The organism is Nocardioides marmoraquaticus (assembly GCF_054777915.1).
The window spans coordinates 191,040-209,740 of the sequence record NZ_BAAHAA010000005.1 but is presented as its reverse complement, the minus strand read 5'-3'; the positions used below and the strand labels follow the sequence as shown (position 1 = coordinate 209,740).

The 18,701-nt window shown below is 73.3% G+C and carries 15 protein-coding genes; 10 read left to right on the top strand and 5 right to left on the bottom strand.

Going from position 1 to position 18,701, the window contains the following annotated elements; translation table 11 throughout:
- Positions 1-158, top strand: a 158-nt coding sequence (locus ACYU8I_RS05970; protein ID WP_460838503.1) for an integrase core domain-containing protein, incomplete at its 5' end; no start/stop codon positions are given.
- Between the two features lie 4 nt (positions 159-162).
- On the opposite strand, the gene map is transcribed toward ACYU8I_RS05970, so the two are convergent.
- Positions 163-930 carry a type I methionyl aminopeptidase gene (gene map / locus ACYU8I_RS05965; RefSeq protein WP_460838490.1) on the bottom strand — a complete coding sequence of 256 codons (768 nt, stop codon included), beginning with the start codon at positions 928-930 and terminating at the stop codon, positions 163-165.
- A 338-nt stretch (positions 931-1,268) separates the two neighbouring features.
- Here map and ACYU8I_RS05960 point away from each other — a divergent pair, with 338 nt between their 5' ends.
- Complete coding sequence (locus ACYU8I_RS05960; protein ID WP_460838489.1) at positions 1,269-2,060, top strand: hypothetical protein; 792 nt, start codon at positions 1,269-1,271, stop codon at positions 2,058-2,060.
- A 154-nt stretch (positions 2,061-2,214) separates the two neighbouring features.
- Here the strand turns inward: ACYU8I_RS05960 and glgP are convergent, their stop codons facing one another.
- A complete protein-coding gene (gene glgP, locus ACYU8I_RS05955; RefSeq protein ID WP_460838487.1) occupies positions 2,215-4,842 on the bottom strand; it encodes an alpha-glucan family phosphorylase in 2,628 nt (875 codons plus the stop codon).
- A 124-nt stretch (positions 4,843-4,966) separates the two neighbouring features.
- Here glgP and ACYU8I_RS05950 point away from each other — a divergent pair, with 124 nt between their 5' ends.
- The 6 genes from ACYU8I_RS05950 to ACYU8I_RS05925 are packed head-to-tail and all read left to right on the top strand — an operon-like array spanning position 4,967 to position 12,452.
- Positions 4,967-6,958, top strand: coding sequence for an alpha-1,4-glucan--maltose-1-phosphate maltosyltransferase (locus ACYU8I_RS05950; protein WP_460838485.1), 1,992 nt, complete (start codon positions 4,967-4,969; stop codon positions 6,956-6,958).
- Positions 6,955-8,340, top strand: coding sequence for a maltokinase N-terminal cap-like domain-containing protein (locus tag ACYU8I_RS05945; RefSeq protein ID WP_460838483.1), 1,386 nt, complete (start codon positions 6,955-6,957; stop codon positions 8,338-8,340). The genes ACYU8I_RS05950 and ACYU8I_RS05945 overlap by 4 nt, the downstream gene beginning before the upstream one ends.
- On the top strand, positions 8,340-10,229 hold the full coding sequence (gene glgB, locus ACYU8I_RS05940; RefSeq protein WP_460838482.1) for a 1,4-alpha-glucan branching protein GlgB: 1,890 nt from the start codon (positions 8,340-8,342) through the stop codon (positions 10,227-10,229). Before ACYU8I_RS05945 ends, glgB begins: the two co-directional genes overlap by 1 nt.
- A gap of 4 nt (positions 10,230-10,233) precedes the next feature.
- Entirely contained in the window at positions 10,234-11,310 is a 1,077-nt protein-coding gene (locus ACYU8I_RS05935) for an ArsB/NhaD family transporter (RefSeq protein WP_460838479.1), read from the top strand.
- Between the two features lie 21 nt (positions 11,311-11,331).
- Positions 11,332-12,117, top strand: coding sequence for an NUDIX domain-containing protein (locus ACYU8I_RS05930; RefSeq protein ID WP_460838477.1), 786 nt, complete (start codon positions 11,332-11,334; stop codon positions 12,115-12,117).
- Positions 12,114-12,452, top strand: a complete 339-nt coding sequence (locus ACYU8I_RS05925) for a hypothetical protein (protein WP_460838475.1) — start codon at positions 12,114-12,116, stop codon at positions 12,450-12,452. The genes ACYU8I_RS05930 and ACYU8I_RS05925 overlap by 4 nt, the downstream gene beginning before the upstream one ends.
- A gap of 7 nt (positions 12,453-12,459) precedes the next feature.
- On the opposite strand, the gene ACYU8I_RS05920 is transcribed toward ACYU8I_RS05925, so the two are convergent.
- Together ACYU8I_RS05920 and ACYU8I_RS05915 are read right to left on the bottom strand one after the other, a co-directional pair.
- Complete coding sequence (locus tag ACYU8I_RS05920) at positions 12,460-12,960, bottom strand: universal stress protein (protein WP_460838473.1); 501 nt, start codon at positions 12,958-12,960, stop codon at positions 12,460-12,462.
- 39 nt (positions 12,961-12,999) lie between these two features.
- Positions 13,000-13,959, bottom strand: coding sequence for a co-chaperone YbbN (locus ACYU8I_RS05915; protein WP_460838469.1), 960 nt, complete (start codon positions 13,957-13,959; stop codon positions 13,000-13,002).
- A 142-nt stretch (positions 13,960-14,101) separates the two neighbouring features.
- On the opposite strand from ACYU8I_RS05915, the gene ACYU8I_RS05910 reads away from it, so the two are divergent.
- Positions 14,102-14,998: an alpha/beta hydrolase gene (locus tag ACYU8I_RS05910; RefSeq protein ID WP_460838467.1), complete on the top strand. Its 897-nt coding sequence runs from the start codon at positions 14,102-14,104 to the stop codon at positions 14,996-14,998.
- Positions 14,999-15,002: 4 nt separating this feature from the next.
- On the opposite strand, the gene ACYU8I_RS05905 is transcribed toward ACYU8I_RS05910, so the two are convergent.
- Positions 15,003-16,727 carry an acyl-CoA mutase large subunit family protein gene (locus ACYU8I_RS05905; protein WP_460838464.1) on the bottom strand — a complete coding sequence of 575 codons (1,725 nt, stop codon included), beginning with the start codon at positions 16,725-16,727 and terminating at the stop codon, positions 15,003-15,005.
- Between the two features lie 101 nt (positions 16,728-16,828).
- On the opposite strand from ACYU8I_RS05905, the gene ACYU8I_RS05900 reads away from it, so the two are divergent.
- Positions 16,829-18,613: an acetyl/propionyl/methylcrotonyl-CoA carboxylase subunit alpha gene (locus ACYU8I_RS05900; protein WP_460838460.1), complete on the top strand. Its 1,785-nt coding sequence runs from the start codon at positions 16,829-16,831 to the stop codon at positions 18,611-18,613.
- Positions 18,614-18,701 lie beyond the last annotated feature (88 nt).

Genomic DNA, 18,701 nt, shown 5'->3' with positions numbered 1-18,701 from the left:
GCGAGTGGGCCTACGCCCAGATCTACCTGTCCGACCAGGCCCGATCAGCGACCTACGCCGACTGGGTCCACTTCTACAATCACCACCGACCCCACACTGGCATCGGAGGCCTCACCCCAGCCGACCGCGTTCACAACGTCACGAGGAACTACACCTAGCGCGTCACGGGCGGGCGGTCAGCACCACCGGGTCGCCGTCGGTGATGGCGATGGTGTGCTCGGAGTGCGCGCCCCGCGAGCCGTCGGCGCTGCGCAGCGTCCAGCCGTCGGGGTCGGTGCGCAGCTCGTCGGTCGTCTGCAGGAACCACGGCTCGATCGCGATCACCAGACCGGGCTGCAGCTTGAAGCCGCGCTTGGGGCGACCGTCGTTCGGCACGTGCGGCTCGCCGTGCATCGTGCGGCCGACCCCGTGGCCGCCGAACTGCAGGTTGATCGACAGGCCGTCGGCCCGGGCCACGTCGCCGATCGCGGCCCCGACGTCGCCCAGCCGCTGCCCCGGTCGGGCGACCTCGATCGCCGCGGCCAGCGCCCGCTCGGTGGTGTCGATCAGCGCCAGGTCGCGCGGGTCGGCGGTGCCGACGACGACGCTGCGGGCGGAGTCGGCCACCCACCCGTCGACGCTCGCCGCGAAGTCGACGCTGAGCAGGTCGCCGTCCTGGAGGGTGTAGTCGTGCGGCAGGCCGTGCAGCACCGCGTCGTTGACGCTGGTGCACAGCACCTTGCCGAACGGCATCGCCCCGAACGACGGGTGGTAGTCGATGTAGCACGACTCCGCCCCGCGCTCGGTGATCATGCGGTGCGCGAGCGCGTCGAGCTCGAGCAGGTTGACCCCCACGTCGGCGGCCTCGACCAGCGCCTGCAGGACGTCGGCGACGAACCGTCCCGCCGGCCGCATCTGCTCGATCTCCGCAGGACTCCTCAGCTCGATCACGCGGTCGAGCGTACGGATTACCCGCTCAGGCGGGTAATCCGCCGCTCGTCGTCAGGATCGGGTCGTCGACAGTGGGCGTCCACAGCCCGATCCTGACACCGAGTTGTCCACAGCCCACGCCGACGGAGGCCACGGACCCGCGATCCGCGCGAGGGTGCGCCATGCCCGAGCACTTCCGCCCCCGCGTCCCTCGCCCTGCCGGACTGGTGGTTCCCCTCGTGATCGACCCGGCCGGTGTCACAGGCCCCACGCCGGGACAGGCCCGCGGCCCTCGCTTCCGGCGTACGTCGCCCGGTCGCTGCGTCCCGGCGACGGTCGGGCACCGACCGCAGCAACGGGTGCTCGAACAGGCTCAGCGGCTGCCCCCCGGCGGCGCGGTCGGGGGCTGGGCCAGCCTGCTGATGCACGGCGCGGCGTACTTCGACGGACACGGGCTCGGCGGCGCCGACCTGCCCGTGCCGCTCGTGCTGCCGCCGGGACGCACGCTCCACCCCGCGACACAGGTGCGGGTCGTCCGGCCGGCGAGGGCCCCGGATGTCGTCGTCGTCCACGGCGTGCCGTGCGTCGAGCCGTACGCCGCGCTGCTCTGGGAGCTGAGCCGCGCGCCCGACGACGTCGCTGCGCTGGTGGCCGTCGACATGGCGCTCGCAGCCGGGGTCGTCGACCTCGCGCGCCTGCGGGCGCTCGACCGGCACGACCTCCCGCGGTGCGGCAGGACCCGCGTGACCGGCGCCCTGAGCGCGGCGGACGTCCGCAGCCTCTCCCCACGCGAGACGTGGCTGCGGCACGTCTGGACGGAGGTCGCCGGGCTGCAGGCTCCACGGTGCAACTGGATGGTGCTGGGTCCCGACGGACGACCGGTCGGGTCGCCGGACCTCCTCGACCCGGAGGCCGGGGTCGCCGCCGACTACGACGGCGCTGCTCATCGCAGCGCTGCTCGTCACCGTCGGGACGAGCGGCGACGCGAGGCGATGGCGCGGCTCGGCCTCGAGCACGTGGTCGTCGTGGGGCAGGGGCCGGGGGACGAGGACGAGGTGGCGTCGCGGCTGGTGGCGGCGTACGGCCGAGCCGGGCGCAACCACGACCCGCGACTGTGGACGGCCGAGCCCGGTCGGCTGCAGTCCTGGTGATCTCGATGTCAGGTCTGGGTCGTCACGAGGGGTCGCGAGCGACCCGGACCTGACATCGAGCTGCGGATTACCCGCTCAGGCGGGTAATCCGCAGCCGAGTCACAGGCACGGGTCGGCGGGAGCAACCACCGCCGACCCGTGCCGGTCAGGGGGGTCAGGCCAGGGCGACGAGGCCGAGCTCTGCGGGGGTGGCCAGGCCGGGGTGGGCCGGGAGGACGCGGACGGTGTAGCCGAAGGCGCCGGCGCGGTCGAGGGTGAGGTGGCCGTCGAAGCGGTGGCGACCGCCCTCGTAGGTCTCCCCCAGCGACAGCGCCTGCGCGCCGGTGTCGGTGAGCCGGTCGTCGGCGCCGACGCGGCCGTGCACGACCTCGACCACGACGTCGGCGGGGTCGAGCCCGCCGAGCGAGACGTAGGCGTGGACGTCGAGGCCCACCCCGATCTCGGGCACGTCGGGCAGGCCCTCGCTCTCGACGTGCTCGACGCGGACGTCGGACCAGCCGTCGGTGACCCGCGACCGGAAGGCGGCGAGCTCACGGGCGCCGTCGTAGGAGTCGTTCATCGACCGGGAGGCCACGGCCGCCGGCGAGTAGAGCTCCGCGACGTAGTCCTTGAGCATCCGGGTCGAGAGGACCTTGGGGCCGAGCGACTTCAGCGTGTGCCGCACCATCTCGATCCAGCGCACCGGCAGGCCGTCGGCGTCGAGGTCGTAGAAGCGCTGCGTGACGTCCTTCTCGAGCAGGTCGTAGAGCGCGCCGGCCTCGATGTCGTCACGCCGGCCGTTGTCGAGCTCGGCACCGGCACCGCTGCCGTCGTCGGCCGACGGGATCGCCCAGCCGTTGCTGCCGTCGTACCACTCGTCCCACCAGCCGTCGAGGATGGAGAGGTTGAGGCCGCCGTTGAGCGCGGCCTTCATGCCGGAGGTGCCGCAGGCCTCGTAGGGGCGCAGCGGGTTGTTGAGCCAGACGTCGCAGCCGGGGTAGAGCGGCTGGGCCATCGCGATGTCGTAGTTGGGCAGGAACGCGATCCGGTGACGCACCTCCGGGTCGTCGGCGAAGCGCACGATCTGCTGGATCAGCTGCTTGCCGCCGTCGTCGGCGGGGTGGCTCTTGCCGGCGATGATGAGCTGCACCGGGCGCTCGGGGTCGAGCAGGAGGCGCTTGAGGCGCTCGGGGTCGCGCAGCATCAGCGTGAGCCGCTTGTACGACGGCACCCGTCGCGCGAAGCCGATGGTGAGCACGTCGGGGTCGAGCGCGGAGTCGATCCAGCCGAGCTCGGCCGGGGCGGCACCCCGCTGCTCCCACGACTTGCGGAGCCGGCGCCGGGCGTCCTCGATGAGCTTGGCGCGCAGCGCCCGCTTGGTCGACCACAGGTCCTTGCCGGGCACCTGGTCGACGACGTCCCACAGCTCGTCGCCGGCGGCGTCGACGTCGACGCCCTGCGCCGCGGCGAGCTCGAAGACCTCGCGGCCGACCCAGGTGGGGGCGTGGACGCCGTTGGTGATCGAGCTGATCGGCACCTCGGCCTCGTCGAAGGCGGGCCACAGGCCGTTGAACATGCCGCGGCTGACCTCGCCGTGCAGCTCGGAGACGCCGTTGGCGCGCTGGGCGAGGCGGAATCCCATCACGGCCATGTTGAAGACCCCGCCGTCACCACCGGCGTAGTCCTCGGCGCCCAGCGCCAGGATCCGGTCGACGGGCACGCCGGGCACGGGGCTCTGCGGGCCGAAGTACTGCTCGACCAGCGAGCGCGGGAAGCGGTCGATGCCGGCCGGCACCGGGGTGTGGGTCGTGAAGACGGTGCCGGCGCGGGTGACGGCGAGGGCGGTGTCGAAGTCGAGCTGCGGGCCCGCCTCGGTGACCGTGAGCTCGCGGATCCGCTCGACGCCGAGGAAGCCGGCGTGGCCCTCGTTGCAGTGGAAGACCTCGGGGGCGGGGTGGCCGGTGATGCGGCAGTAGGCCCGCACCGCGCGCACGCCGCCGATGCCGAGGAGCAGCTCCTGGCGCAGCCGGTGCTCGGCGGTGCCGCCGTAGAGCCGGTCGGTGACCTCGCGCAGGTGCTGCGGGTTGTCCTCGACGTCGGTGTCGAGCAGCAGCAGCGGCACGCGGCCGACCTGCGCGACGAAGACGCGGGCGACCAGCTCGTGGTCGCCGGGCACGGCGAGGCGCACCACGCACTGGGTGCCGTCGGCCTCGCGCAGCGCGGTGATGGGCAGCCCGTCGGGGTCGAGCACGGGGTAGCTCTCCTGCTGCCAGCCCTCGCGCGAGAGCGACTGGCGGAAGTAGCCCATCTGGTAGAGCAGGCCGACGCCGATCAGCGGGATGCCGAGGTCGCTGGCGGTCTTGAGGTGGTCGCCGGCGAGGATGCCGAGGCCGCCGGAGTACTGCGGGAGCACCGAGGTGATGCCGTACTCGGAGCTGAAGTAGGCGATCGCGCGCGGCAGGTCGGTGCGGCCCTCCCGGCCACCCCTGCCCTTCGTGCCGGCGACCTGCTTCTGGAACCAGCGGTCGGAGGTCAGGTAGTCCTGCAGCCCCGCGTGCGCCGCGGCGAGCTGCTTGCCGAAGGCCTTGTCCTTGGCCAGCTCCTCGAGCCGCGAGGTCGGCAGGGCGCCGAGCGTCTTGACGGGGTCGTGCCCGCTGGAGCGCCACAGCTCGGGGTCGAGGGCGGCGAAGACGTCCTGCGTCTCGGGGCTCCACGACCAGCGCAGGTTGGTGGCCAGGTCGGAGAGGGCCGAGAGCTTCTCGGGCAGGACCGGGCGGACGGTGAATCGACGGATGGCTCGCACGGGAGGGACTGTAGGCGAGAATCCTTGGAACGATCCAACAACGGTCGGAAACCGGTCCGGAACCCGCCTCCTGGTCTAGCGGCACCCGTTTGCGTCGCGGGCCCGCGGCCGGTTGAGTGGACGCATGGTCGGACGCATCCCCGTCATGGACGTCACCCCGGTCGTCGAGCACGGCCGCAACCCCGCCAAGGCCACCGAGGGCGAGAGCTTCGAGGTGACCGCGCTGGTCTTCCGCGAGGGGCACGACCAGCTCGGCGCCGAGGTGGTCCTCACCGACCCGAGCGGCGTACGGCGCGACCCGGTCACGATGGCGCCGGTCGAGGGCGAGGTCTCGCGGATGGCCGCGACCGTGCGTCCCGACACCGTGGGGCCGTGGACCTTCGAGGTGCAGGCGTGGGGCGACCCGCTCGGCACCTGGCTGCACGACGGCCCGATCAAGATCCGCGCGGGGGTCGACGTCGAGGTGATGTTCACCGAGCTCGGGCTGCTGCTGAGGCGCGTCGAGGCAGACCACGACCTCTCCCCCGCCGAGACCGAGCTGCTCACGACGACCCTGAGCACGACCGCCGACGCCGCGCGACCGGTCGAGGTGCGCCTGGCCGCCGCCGAGGACCCCCGGCTGGCCGAGCTGCTCGCCGCCCACCCGCTGCGCGAGCTGCTGACCACCGAGGGCCCCTACCCGTTCTTCGCCGACCGCGAGCGGGCGCTCTACTCCAGCTGGTACGAGTTCTTCCCGCGCTCCGAGGGCGCCCACGTCGACGAGGCCACCGGGAAGACCGTCAGCGGCACCTTCCGCACGGCGCTGCGACGGCTGCGGGCCGTGGCCGACATGGGCTTCCACGTGATCTACCTGCCGCCCATCCACCCGATCGGCGAGGTCAACCGCAAGGGCGCCAACAACACGCTGACCCCCACGCCCGACGACGTGGGCTCGCCGTGGGCGATCGGCAGCAGGCACGGCGGCCACGACGCGGTGCACCCCGATCTCGGCACCCTCGACGACTTCGACGCCTTCGTCGCCGAGGCCCGCCGCCTCGGCCTCGAGGTCGCGCTCGACTACGCCCTGCAGGCCGCCCCCGACCACCCGTGGGCGCAGGAGCACCCCGAGTGGTTCACCGTGCGCTCCGACGGCACCATCGCCTACGCCGAGAACCCGCCCAAGAAGTACCAGGACATCTACCCGATCAACTTCGACCGCGACCGCGACGGCATCTACGCCGAGTGCGAGCGGGTGCTGCGGTTCTGGATGGACCGAGGCGTGCGGATCTTCCGCGTCGACAACCCGCACACCAAGCCGGTCGACTTCTGGGAGTGGCTGCTCGGCCGGGTCCGGGCGACCGACCCCGACGTGCTGTTCCTGTCCGAGGCCTTCACCAAGCCGCCGATGATGCGCGGCCTGGCGACCGTCGGCTTCCACCAGAGCTACACCTACTTCACCTGGCGCAACGCCCGCTGGGAGATCGCGGAGTACCTCCGCGAGGTCTCGCACGAGACCTCCGAGGTGCTGCGCCCCAACTTCTTCGTCAACACCCCCGACATCCTCCCGGCCTTCCTGCAGTACGGCGGCCCGCCGGCCTACAAGATCCGGGCGACGCTCGCGGCCACGAGCTCGCCGAGCTGGGGCGTGTACGCCGGCTTCGAGCTCTACGAGCACGTGGCGCTGCGGCCCGGCACCGAGGACTACCTCGACTCCGAGAAGTTCCAGCTCAGGGTCCGTGACTGGGACGGCGCGGCCGAGCGCGGCGAGACGCTGGCGCCGTACCTGACCCGGCTCAACGAGGTCCGCGAGGCGCACCCCGCCCTGCAGCGGCTGCGCAACGTCACGATCCACTCGGCCGACGACGACGCGGTGCTGGTCTTCAGCAAGACCGAGGGCGAGGGCCCGGAGCAGGACACGGTGATCGTGGTGCTCAACGTCGACCCGTACGCCGCCCACACCACGACGGTGCACCTCGACATGCCCGCACTGGGCATGGACTGGCACGACCGGTTCACCGTCACCGACGAGATCACCGGCCAGGTCTGGGAGTGGGGCGAGCACGACTACGTGCACCTCGACCCGTTCGTCGAGCCGGCGCACGTGCTGTCCGTGCGTCGTGCGGGGGGCGCCGCGTGAGGCACCCGCAGATGACGGCCTACCTCGACCGCTCGCGGTGGTTCGCCGGCAAGGGCCGCGGCCACGAGGTCGTCGACGTCGACCGCATCGCGACGCTGCCGGGCGAGGGCGCCGGTGCGGCGCTGGTGACGCTCGAGCTGCTCACCGTGCAGTACGACGACGGTGGCGAGCCCGAGGTCTACCAGATGCCGCTGGTGCACCACCGCGAGGAGCAGCCCGGCCTGACCGGCTCGCTGCTGGGCCGCCACGAGGGCGCCTGGACCTACGACGCGGTGCACGACGCCGACGCCATGGCGCGGTTCCTGCGGCTCTTCGCCGACACCGAGCCCGGCGGTGCCACGCCGGTCGGCGGGGCGTCGTTCCACCGGGTCGAGCCCTCCGAGGCCGTCGGCCCGGTGCTCGACCCCGGGCTGCCGGCCACCGTGCTCACCGGCGAGCAGAGCAACACCTCGGTGCGCTTCGGCACCGAGGTCCTGCTCAAGCTCTTCCGCAAGGTGACGCCGGGCCGCAACCCCGACATCGAGGTGCACGACGCGCTCACCCGCGCCGGCACGCCGTACGTCGCCCCGCTGCACGGCTGGGCGCAGGCCGGCACCGGTGACGACCTGGTCGACCTCGCCATGCTCCAGACGTTCCTCCCCGGCGCCTCTGACGGCTGGGAGCTGGCGCTGGCCAGCGCGGCCACCGGGTCGCCCGACGGCTTCGTCGACGACGCGCACGCCCTGGGCGTCGCGGTCGCCGACGTGCACGCCGCGCTGCGCGAGCAGTTCGGCACCGGCACCGTCGAGGGCGCCTCCGTGGCCGCGCGCATGCGCACCCGCCTCGAGGCCGCCCTGGTCGGCCTCCCCGACCTCGCACCCAGCGCCGCCGGGCTGCACCGCGTGCTCGACGCCCTGGCCGACCTCGACGCCCAGCAGGTGCAGCGCGTCCACGGCGACCTGCACCTCGGCCAGACGCTGCGGCAGGCGGCCGAGGGCGGCGCCGTCTGGCGCATCGTCGACTTCGAGGGCGAGCCCGCCAAGGAGCTCGAGGAGCGGCGCCTGCCCGACTCGCCGTGGCGCGACGTCGCGGGCATGCTGCGCTCCTTCGACTACGCCGCCCGCTCGGTGGTCAAGGAGCGCGCGATGGACCCGGCGGTCGCCGACGCCTGGCTCGCACGCTCCCGTGCGGCCTTCCTCGAGGGCTACCTCGCCCGCCGGGCCCAGGAGAGGTCCGCGGGCTCGGCCGACCTCGGCGAGGTCGAGCGCTCGCTCGTCGACGCCTACGAGGCCGACAAGGCCGTCTACGAGGTGGGCTACGAGGCACGCAACCGCCCTGGTTGGGTAGACATCCCCCTGACGGCGGTACGCCGCATCGCAGCAAATCCCGGAGGAACACCCTGATGAGCCACCCGATCGGCGAGATCGACCTGCACCTGATCAACGAGGGGCGCCACGAGCGGCTGTGGGAGGCGCTCGGTGCCCACGTGGTCGACGGGGGCACCGTCTTCCGCGTCTGGGCCCCCGCCGCCGAGGAGGTCCAGGTGCGGGGTGGCTTCAACGGCTGGGACGGCTCGCGCGCCCCGATGTCGCCGGCCGGCTCCTCCGGCGTGTGGGAGTGCTTCGTGCCCGGCGTGGGGTCGGGCGAGGCCTACAAGTTCCACGTCCGCGGGGCCGACGGCCACTGGCGCGACAAGGCCGACCCGATGGCCTTCCACACCGAGGTGCCGCCGCACACCGCCTCGGTCACCTTCCGCAGCGACCACACCTGGGGCGACGACGAGTGGATGACCGCCCGCGCCGAGGTCGAGCGCCCCGACCAGCAGCCGATGTCGGTCTACGAGGTCCACCTCGGCTCCTGGCGCCACCACCCCGGCAGCGGCTCCTACACCTACGACGACCTGGCCGAGAGCCTGGTCGAGTACGTCGTCGAGATGGGCTTCACCCACGTGGAGCTCCTGCCCGTGATGGAGCACCCGTTCGGCGGCTCCTGGGGCTACCAGGTCACCTCCTACTACGCGCCCACGTCGCGCTTCGGCGACCCCGACGGCTTCCGCCGGCTCGTGGACGCGCTGCACCAGGCCGGCATCGGCGTCATCGTCGACTGGGTGCCCGCGCACTTCCCCAAGGACGAGTGGGCGCTGGCCCGCTTCGACGGCACCCCGCTCTACGAGGACCCCAACCCCAGCCGCGGCGAGCACCCCGACTGGGGCACCTACGTCTTCAACTTCGGGCGCCGCGAGATCCGCAACTTCCTCGTCGCCAACGCCCTGTACTGGCTGCAGGAGTTCCACGTCGACGGCCTGCGGGTCGACGCCGTGGCCTCGATGCTCTACCTCGACTACTCGCGCAACGACGGCGAGTGGCAGCCCAACGTGCACGGCGGCCGCGAGAACCTCGAGGCGGTGCAGTTCCTGCAGGAGCTCAACGCCACCGTCTACAAGAACGTCCCCGGCGCGGTGACCATCGCCGAGGAGTCCACCTCCTGGCCGGGCGTCACGCGGCCCACCAGCAGCGACGGCCTCGGCTTCGGCCTGAAGTGGAACATGGGCTGGATGCACGACTCGCTGCAGTACGTCGCCCGCGACCCCATCCACCGCGGCTACCACCACCACGAGGCGACGTTCTCGATGGTCTACGCCTACTCCGAGAACTTCGTGCTGCCGATCAGCCACGACGAGGTCGTGCACGGCAAGGGCTCGCTGCTGCGCAAGATGCCCGGCGACCGGTGGCAGCAGCTGGCGGGCCTGCGCGCCTACCTGTCGTGGATGTGGGCGCACCCCGGCAAGCAGCTGTTGTTCATGGGCCAGGAGTTCGGCCAGTACCAGGAGTGGGCCGAGCAGCGCGAGCTCGACTGGTGGCTGCTGTCCGACCGCGACCACGAGGGCGTACGACGCCTGGTCGCCGACCTCAACGCCACCTACGCCTCGTCGGCGGCGCTGTGGTCGCTGGACACCAGCCCCGACGGGTTCACCTGGCTCGACGCCGACGACGCCGCCGGCAACACCGTCGCCTTCGTGCGGTGGGGCCTCGACGGCAGCGCGCTGGTCAACATCACCAACTTCTCCGGGGGGCCGCGGGAGTCCTACCGCATCGGCCTGCCCTGGGCCGGTGAGTGGAGCGAGGTCGTCAACACCGACGCCGAGGTGTACGGCGGCTCGGGCGTCGGCAACCTCGGCACGGTGACCGCCCACGCGCTGGGCGACGGCGAGCAGCACCAGGGGCAGCCCGCCGCCGCCTCGGTGCGGGTGCCTCCCCTCGGCTCGATCTGGCTCGCCTCCGGCCCACGCTGAGCGAGTGCTCGAGGCGCTCGGTGACCGGGTCTGGCCGGTCCTGCTGTTCCTGGCGCTCATCCAGCTCCTCGCCGACCTGAGCGACGACGCCGGCCTGTTCGACGCCGCCGCCGGCACCACGGCGCGGCTGGCGAACGGGCGCACCGTCGTGCTGTTCGTGCTGTTCTGCGGGCTGGCGACGCTCACGACGTTCCTGCTCAGCATCGACACGACCGCGGTGCTGCTGGCGCCGATCGGGCTGACGCTGGCCGACCGGCTCGGGGTCGAGGCGATGCCCTTCGCCTTCGCCTCGGTGTGGCTGGCCAGCACGGCCTCGCTGCTGCTGCCGGTCAGCAACCTGACCAACCTGCTGGCCCTGGAGCGGCTCGACCTCGGGGCCGTCGACTTCGTGCGCGCCACGTGGGCGCCGCAGCTCGCGGTGCTGGTGGTGGTGATGGCGGTGCTGCTGCTGCGCCACCGTCGGGCGCTGCGGGGGCGCTACGAGGTGCCCGAGGGCCGGCCCGTCGACGACCGGGTGCTGGTCGCGACCGCCGGCGTCTCGGTCGTCGCGCTGGCACCGGCCGTGCTGCTGGGCGTCGCCCCGTGGCTGGCGGCTTCCGGCTCGCTGCTGCTGCTGGTCGCGGGGTTCGCGTGGCGCCGCCCCGCTGCGGTGGCCCCGCGGCGGCTGCTCGCCCTGGTGCCCTGGTCGGTGCTGGTGCTCGCGACGGTCCTCTTCGTCGTCATGGGCGCGGTCGGCACCGTGCTGGAGCCGTGGCTGGCGCGCGTGCTCGGATCGGGCGAGTCGGCCGTCGAGCTCACGGCCCTGGCCGGCACGACCTCGGTGCTCGCCAACGTCGTCAACAACCTGCCGGCCTACCTGCTGATGGAGCCGGTCGCCGAGGCCGGCGACCGGTTGCTGGTCGTGCTGGTCTCCGTCGACGTCGCTCCCCTGCTGCTCACGTGGGGCGCGCTGGCCAACCTGCTGTGGTTGCGCAGCTGCCGACGGCGCGGCCTGCGCGTCGGGGCGTGGGAGTTCTTCCGCGAGGGGCTGCTCGTGGTGCCGCTGGCGGTGGCGGCCGGCGTGCTCGCCGTGGCCCTCTGAGCGCGATCTAGGGTGGGGCGCGTGCCCGTCGAGCTGATCCCCGTCGCGGCGGGCGTGGTGCGCCTGTCGTGGCCGGCGGGCGCGGGCGCGTCCGACGTGCGCGCGGTGGTCGCCGCCGCGTTCGCCGACGGCTCCACCCGGGTCGAGGCCCACGTGCACCCCGACGACCGCGACGCCCAGCGGGTCGCGACCTTCTCCGGGCTGCTGCGCGAGGGCGTGGCCCGGGGCGTCGGGGGCGCCGGGGCCGCCGGGGGCGCCGGGGGCGCCGGGGATGGTGATCGCGTCGTCTACGCCCGGTTGGTCGACGACACCCCCGTCGAGGAGCCGGAGGGGTTCCGGCGCCTGCTGAACTCGTTCCTGCCGCGCAAGCGCGCCATCGCGCAGCTGCTGGTGCGCGACCACGACGACCGGGTGCTGCTGTGCCAGCTGACCTACAAGCGCGACCACGACCTGCCCGGCGGAGTCGTCGAGGTGGGCGAGTCGCCGCACCTCGCGGTGGCCCGCGAGGTGCGCGAGGAGCTGGCCCTCGACCTCTCCCCGGGAGCGTTGCTGCTGACCGACTGGCTGCCGCCGTGGAGCGGCTGGGACGACGCCGTGTGCCTGGTCTTCGACGGGGGCGCCCACGACCCGTCGGTTCTCGACGCCGTGGTCCACGAGGAGCGTGAGATCCGCGACGCCGCCTTCCGCACCGTCGAGGAGGTCCGCACGCTGTGCGCCGACTTCACCGCGCGGCGGGTCGAGGCCGCCCTGGCGCAGGTAGGCGCGGGCGCGGCGGCGTACGCCGAGAGCGGACGGGTGCTGCGGTGACCGGGGCACGGCCCACCGACGACGCGCCCGGTCTGTCGGCGCCGGCGCAGACCTACGTCGCGGTCGTCGCCCTGTGCGCCGCTCTGACCCAGCTCGTCGAGTCGCAGGCGGCGTGGGCCGCCCTCGTGGTGCTCGCGCTGCCACTCAGCCTGGTGGCGACGTGGGTCGCGTTCTACGCCGGTCTCGCCGTCGGGCTGCTGACGGGCACCGCCCACCAGGAGCCGTCGTGGCCGGTGCTGGTGGTCTGGGTCGCGGTGTGGACCGCCACCGCCTGGGTCAACGCGCGGCTGCTGGAGAAGCTGCTGCGGCGCGGCTGGGACGCCCTGCGCACCTAGCCGCGCCTCACTCCGTCGCCGCTGCGTCGACCGGGTCCGGCCCGTCGTCGGCCTCGACCGGCACGACCACCACCGGGCAGTGGGCGTTGCGCACCACCTGGTCGGCGGTCGAGCCCATCCGCAGGCCCAGGAAGCCGCCACCGCCGCGGTTGCCGACCACGATCGCCGAGGCCCGCGCGGAGGCCTCGACCATGCGGCGGCCCGCGGACCCGTGCACGGTGTGCAGCGTGACCTCGGAACGGGGGCGGAGGGCGTCGACGTCGCGCCGCAGCTCGTCGAGCACCGCCGCCTCGAAGTCGGTCATCGGCGGCACGTAGCCGACGGTGGCGCTGCCCGGTCGCGGCGCCGTGGACAGCACCCACGACCGCACCACGTGCAGCGGCTCACCGAGCCGGTGCGCCAGCCGGTCAGCCCAGCGCACCGCCTCCAGCGAGGCCCGCGAGCCGTCGCACCCCACCACCATCTGCCCGTCGACGTCCAGGGACGTCCGCACCTCTGCCATCGCCATCACCACATCGTGGCAGGAGAGGTGCGCGGTGTCATGGCACTAGAACAGCGCGCTCGCCAGCTCGCGGCGCGAGCGCTGCACCCGGGGGTCGTCGTTGCCGACGGCGCCGAAGAGCGTGATCAGGTGGGTGCGGGCCTTGTCGCGGTCGGCGCTGCGGTCGGGGTCGGTGGTGCGGCGCACGAAGTCGACGAGCCGGGCGAAGGCGTCGTCGACGTGCCCGCCGAGGAGGTCGAGGTCGGCGACCATGGTCTGGGCGTCGACGTCGTCGGGGTCGGCGGCGGCCGCGGCGCGCGCGGCCTGCAGGTCGGCGCCCTCGGTGCGCTGCAGCAGCCGGGCCATCGCGAGGCCGTTGGCGGCCTCGGCGTCGGCCGGGTTGGCGTCGACGAGCTTCTGGTACTCCGCGACCGCGGCCGCGACGTCACCGCGCTCGAGCGCGTCCTGGGCCGGGGCGTAGCGCGGGTCGAGCTGCTCCTCGCCCGAGTCGGGGTCGACCGCACCGCCCGAGCGGGGCTGGTGGCGACCGGTCATGCCGCCGGCGGTGAGCTGCTGCAGCACCTGGGTGAGCGCCTGGCGCAGCTCCTCGATCGGGGCGGCCTCCTGCAGCAGCGGCATCGGGCGGCCCTGCGCGACCAGCACCACGAGCGGGATGCTCGGGATCTGCATCGCCTGGGCGATCTGGGGCGAGGCGTCGACGTCGACGCGGCCCAGCAGCAGCCGGCCGTCGAGCTCGCCGGAGATGGTCTCGAGGTCGGCGCCGAGGCCGACGGTCTCGGGCGAGCGGGTCGCGCTCTCGAAGTTCAGCAGCACCGGCGCGGTGCGCGAGGCCTCGAGGACCTCCTGGAAGTTGGCCTCGGTGACGCTCACGGCGTACGGCGCGGACGCGGCGCCCGGAGCGCCACCGGCGGGAACACCGGGGACGGCACCGCCCTGCGGGGCCCCGGTGGCCTGCAGCCCGGAGAGGTCGACGGCGCCGGGGCGGGAGAAGGACTGCTCGCTCATGGGTCCATTGTCCCCAACGCCGATCACGGCTGCGAACCGGACGTGTGACCGACGCCGCCGCGTCGTGGAGGCACCGGACCGACCGGTCCAGGACGGCCGCACGCGCGACCATCCGGCCGTCCCACCGCGACGAACCCTTCTCGTGCCCCCGTCCCGGCTCGACCTGCTGCGCGCGGACGCGCGGGCGTGGCTGATGCAGCAGGCCGCGCCGCTGACCGTGCGCTACGGCCGCGAGCTCGTCGTCGCTGGTGCCGGGCTGCCGGGGCCGAGCCGGGTGGCGGTGCCGACGCGGCACGGCCAGGTGCGGTGCGAGGTGTGGCGCCCGCCGGAGACCGACGGCGCGCTGCTGCCGGCGTACGTCCACCTGCACGGGGGCGCCTTCGTGATGCGCCACCCGCGCATGGACGAGTTCGTCGCGCGCCACCTCGTCGCGCGCCTCGGCATCGCGGTGGTCGCGGTCGACTACGCCGTCGCGCCGCAGGTGCGCTACCCCGTCGCGCAGGAGCAGGTGCACGACGTGCTGACCCACCTCGCGGCCCACGGTGCCGAGCACGACCTCGACGGCACCCGGCTGGCGGTCGGCGGCTTCAGCGCCGGCGGCAACCTCGCCGCGGCGGCCTGCCTCATGGCCCGCGACCTCGGCAGCCCGCTGCCGCGGCTGCAGGTGCTGGGCGTGCCGTCGCTCGACGTCGCCGAGGAGTACGCCGACAAGCGTCCGGTCGGCACGCCCATGCTCGGCCCGGAGGTCCTGGCGCTGGTGCGGGCGACGTACTTCCGCGACGCCGCGCGCCGCGCCGAGGCCTACGCCTCGCCCCTGCGCGCACCCGACCTGGCCGGCCTGCCGCCGGCCCTCGTGGTCACCGGCGAGGTCGACCTGCTGCGCCGCGAGGGTGACGCGTACGCCGCCAGGCTCGCCGAGGCGGGCGTGCCCGTCGAGCACCACGTGGTGCGCGGGGCCGACCACTACTTTCTCTCCCCCGCCAACGCCGAGCCCGAGCTCGACCGGATCGCGCGCGCCCTGGAGCGCCGGCTGCAGTAGCCGCTCAGAAGCGGGCGGGCTCCCGGTACTCGCCCCACTCGGCCCGCAGCGCGTCGCAGATCTCACCGAGCGTGGCCTCGAGCCGGCAGGCCTGCAGCATCGGCTCGATCATGTCGGTGTCGTCGCGTGCGGCCTGCACCATCGCGTCGAGCGCCTGCCGGACCGCAGCGTCGTCGCGGGCGGCCTTGCGCTCGGCGAGCGCGCGCACCTGCTCGCGCTCGACCTCGTGCGAGACCCGCAGGATCTCGAGGTCGGCGGTCACCGACTCGCGCAGGCAGTTGACCCCCACCACGCGCTTGTCGTGCTTCTCCAGCGCGGTCTGGTAGACGAAGGCCGCCTCGGCGATCTCGGAGGTGAACCAGCCCTCCTCGATCCCCCGCAGCAGACCCTGCGTGACCGGGTCGTCGCCCGCCCGGGTGGCGGCCGCGAGGCCCTCGACGTCGTCGTGCCGCAGCTCGGAGCCGCCGAGCTCGAGGATGCGGTCGAAGATCGCGTTGGCCTGCGCCTCGATGCGGTCGGTGAGCGCCTCGACGTACCAGCTGCCGCCGAGCGGGTCGGCGACGTTGGTCACGCCGGTCTCCTCCATGATCACCTGCTGCGTGCGCAGGGCGAGCTCGGCCGCCTGCTCGCTGGGCAGCGCGAGGGTCTCGTCGAGGGCGTTGGTGTGCAGGCTGTTGGTGCCGCCGAGCACCGCCGCGAGCGCCTCGACGCCGGTGCGCACGACGTTGTTGTAGGGCTGCTGCGCGGTCAGGCTGACGCCCGCGGTCTGGGTGTGGAACCGCAGCCACTGCGCCTTCTCTGTCCTCGCGCCGTAGACGTCGCGCAGCCAGCGCGCCCAGATGCGGCGGGCGGCGCGGAACTTGGCGATCTCCTCGAAGAAGTCGACGTGGCTGTCGAAGAAGAAGCTCAGACCGGGCGCGAAGACGTCGACGTCGAGGCCGCGCGAGAGGCCGAGCTCGACGTAGCCGAAGCCGTCGGCGAGGGTGAAGGCGAGCTCCTGCGCGGCCGTCGAGCCGGCCTCGCGGATGTGGTAGCCCGAGACGCTGAGCGGCTTGTAGGCGGGGATCTTCTCGGCGCAGTGCACCATCAGGTCGCCGATGAGCTTGAGGTGCGGCTCGGGGTCGAAGAGCCACTCCTTCTGGGCGATGTACTCCTTGAAGATGTCGGTCTGCAGCGTGCCGTTGAGCCTGCCCAGGTCGGCGCCCTGCCGCTCGGCGGCGACGAGCATCATGCAGAAGACCGGCACCGCCGGGCCGCTGATCGTCATCGAGGTGGTGACCTCGTCGAGCCGGATGCCGTCGAAGAGCACGTCCATGTCGGCCGCGGAGTCGATCGCGACGCCGCAGTGGCCCACCTCGCCGAGGCTCCTGGGGTCGTCGGAGTCGCGGCCCATCAGCGTCGGCATGTCGAAGGCGACGCTGAGGCCGCCGCCGCCGCGCGCCAGGATCATCTGGTAGCGCTCGTTGGTCTGCTGGGCGTTGCCGAAGCCCGCGAACTGCCGGATCGTCCACTGCCGGCCGCGGTAGCCGGTGGCGTAGAGCCCCCGGGTGAAGGGGAACTCGCCGGGCCACTCCGAGTCGTCGGTGCCGTACGCCGGCTCGACCTCGTCACCCGACAGCGTGGTGAAGTCGGCGTCGCGCACCTTGCCGGCCGCGAACGCCGCGTCGTACCGCTCCTGCCACCGCTGCCGCGCCGTGCCCCCGGAAGTGTCCTGCGTCACGTCACCCATGCGGCGAGGGTAGTGCGCCGACGTGAATGGTCGCTAACTCCGGGTCGTGGGTGACGGGAACCACGACCCACCCCACGACTACCAACCAGTAGTCTCCGAGCGTGACTGAGGTGAAGCCGCTGCAGAAGGTCCTGGTCGCCAACCGGGGCGAGATCGCCGTCCGCGTCATCCGCGCCTGCAAGGACGCCGGCATCGGCTCGGTGGCCGTCTACGCCGACCCCGACCGCGACGCCCTCCACGTCCGTGTCGCCGACGAGGCCCACAGCCTCGGCGGGGCCACCCCGGCCGACTCCTACCTGTCGATCGAGAAGATCGTCGAGGTCGCCAAGGCCTCCGGCGCCGACTCGGTGCACCCCGGCTACGGCTTCCTGGCCGAGAACGCCGACTTCGCCCAGGCGGTCATCGACGCCGGGCTGACCTGGATCGGCCCCTCCCCCGAGGCCATCGACGCCCTCGGCGACAAGGCCAAGGCCAAGCACATCGCCGAGCGGGCGAACGCGCCGCTGGCCCCCGGCACCAAGGACCCCGTCGCCGACGCCGACGAGATCGTCGCCTTCGCGCAGGAGCACGGGCTGCCGGTCGCCATCAAGGCCGTCTACGGCGGCGGCGGCCGCGGCCTCAAGGTCGCCCGCACCATCGAGGAGATCCCCGACGCCTTCGAGGCGGCGGTGCGCGAGGCCGTCGGCGCCTTCGGCCGCGGCGAGTGCCTCGTCGAGAAGTTCCTCGACCAGCCCCGCCACGTCGAGACCCAGTGCCTGGCCGACAAGCACGGCAACGTCGTGGTCGTCTCCACCCGCGACTGCTCGCTGCAGCGCCGCAACCAGAAGCTCGTCGAGGAGGCGCCCGCGCCGTTCCTCACCGACGCCCAGGTCGAGGAGCTCTACACCTCGTCCAAGGCGATCCTGCGCGAGGCGGGCTACGTCGGCGCCGGCACCTGCGAGTTCCTCGTCGCCGCCGACGGCACCATCTCCTTCCTCGAGGTCAACACCCGGCTTCAGGTCGAGCACTGCGTCTCCGAGGAGGTCACCGGCCTCGACCTGGTGCGCGAGATGTTCCGCATCGCGGCGGGCGAGGAGCTCGGCTACGACGACCCCGAGATCATCGGCCACTCCATCGAGTTCCGCGTCAACGCCGAGGACGGCGGCACCAACTTCATGCCCGCCCCCGGCACGCTGACCCGCTGGTCGCCGCCGAGCGGCCCCGGCGTCCGCCTCGACGGCGGCTACGAGGAGGGCGAGACCATCCCGGGCGCCTTCGACTCGCTCATCGCCAAGCTCATCGTCACCGGCCGCGACCGCACCCAGGCGCTCGAGCGGTCGAGGCGCGCCCTCGACGAGTTCGTGGTCGACGGCATGCCGACCGTGATCCCGTTCCACGCCTCCGTGGTGCGCGACCCGGCCTTCGTGGGTGACGGCTCGTCGTTCGACGTCTACACGCAGTGGATCGAGACCGACTACGACAACCAGATCACGCCGTACGCCGGCCCCTCGGCCGAGGCGCCGGAGGCCGACGAGCGCCAGCGCGTCACCGTCGAGGTCGGCGGCCGCCGTCTCGAGGTCGTGCTCCCCGGCGGCCTCGCCGCCCTCGGTGGCGGCGCGGGCGGTGCGGGTGGCGCCGCGAAGAAGCCGAAGCGCCGCTCCGGCGGCGGCTCCGGCGGTGCCGTCTCGGGCGACGCCGTCGCCTCGCCCATGCAGGGCACCATCGTCAAGGTCGCGGTCGAGGAGGGCCAGCAGGTCTCCACCGGCGACACCATCGTCGTGCTCGAGGCGATGAAGATGGAGCAGCCCCTCAAGGCCCACAAGGACGGCGTGGTCACCGGCCTCACGGCCGAGGTCGGCTCCGGCGTCACCAACGGCGCCGTGATCTGCGAGCTCAAGGACGCCTGAGGCTGACCGCGAGCATGCCCGGGCCGGCTCCCGTCCGGATCCTGCTGGAGCAGGTCCGGACGAAGGACCAGCTCGGAGGCCGGAGCCG